Genomic DNA, 255 nt, shown 5'->3' on the forward strand with positions numbered 1-255 from the left:
CAAAGAAAGACCAAACCAGAGACAAAGAAATCGAATATCGCGATAATGCAGATCGTGTAGAAGTTGAGCGCGGCTTCAGTTTACTGAAGCGTTGTTTCGGTATGGAAAATATCCGCACCAAACTCCGCGAAACTACCTTGACTACGATTGCCTTATCCGTCATTGCGATGAATGTAGATAACATTAATCGCAATCGCTTGCGCTCTTTTTTTGGACAACTGAAAAATCGGAAAAAAAGCTGTTTAGTTCTATTGA

Annotated in this window: 1 protein-coding gene; it reads left to right on the forward strand. The window is 40.8% G+C overall.

What is annotated here, in order from left to right:
• Positions 1-255, forward strand: a 255-nt coding sequence (locus ACEN4I_RS13600; RefSeq protein WP_407103316.1) for a transposase, incomplete at both ends; no start/stop codon positions are given.

This window comes from Desemzia sp. FAM 23990 (genome assembly GCF_045528485.1).
Lineage (GTDB): Bacteria > Bacillota > Bacilli > Lactobacillales > Carnobacteriaceae > Desemzia.